This window comes from Xenorhabdus sp. IM139775, from assembly GCF_028598745.1.
Lineage (GTDB): Bacteria > Pseudomonadota > Gammaproteobacteria > Enterobacterales > Enterobacteriaceae > Xenorhabdus.
On record NZ_JAQRFK010000222.1, the window covers coordinates 1 to 821 of the forward strand.

The following is an 821-nucleotide window of genomic DNA, read 5'->3' on the forward strand; positions in this document are numbered from 1 at the left end:
TTCCGGTCATTGGCGAACAACGGTCGGATTTAATCGGGTTTTGCAATGGTGTGTATGAGCTATCGACACAGAAATTTATTCCCCATCAGCCTGAACATTGGCTCATGAACCATAATGGCATTAAGTTTACCCAGCCCGCTATTGGTGAAAACCTGCCGGATCATGCCCCTGACTTTTATTGTTGGTTATCCCATGCAGCGGGTCAGAATGAAAACAAGATGAATCGTATTAAAGCTGCCCTGTTTATGATCCTGGCAAACCGTTATGACTGGCAGCTCTTTATTGAAGTCACTGGTGAAGGCGGCAGCGGTAAAAGTGTCTTTACATATATAGCTACCTTACTGGCGGGAGAACACAATACTGCCAGTGGCAATATGAGAGCACTGGATGAGGCCAGAGGCCGCTATCAGTTTGTCGGTAAGAGCTTAATTACGCTGCCCGATCAGGTTAAATATGTCGGTGAAGGGGCGGGAATTAAGGCCATTACAGGCGGCGACCTGATTGAAGTTGACGGAAAATACGAGAAGCAGTTTTCAACGGTTATTAAAGCCGTGGTATTAGCTACCAATAACGAACCCATGAGCTTTACCGAGCGCAATGGCGGCATTGCACGGCGGCGGGTGATATTTCCGTTTAATATTCCGGTCAAGGAATCCGAGAAAGATCCACAATTGCCGGAGAAAATCAGTCGGGAACTGCCGGTGATTATTCGTCACTTATTAAACGAATTTGCCGACCAGAATAAGGCTAAGCAGCTACTACAGGCGCAACGCGACTCTAACGAAGCATTAACGGTAAAGAGTCATTCCGATCCGTTGTAT

At 46.8% G+C, this 821-nt stretch carries 1 protein-coding gene; it reads left to right on the forward strand.

Annotated features, from left to right (window positions below; genetic code table 11):
* Positions 1-821 (forward strand): DNA primase family protein (locus tag PSI17_RS17125; RefSeq protein ID WP_337927226.1); only part of this gene is annotated, 821 nt, incomplete at both ends.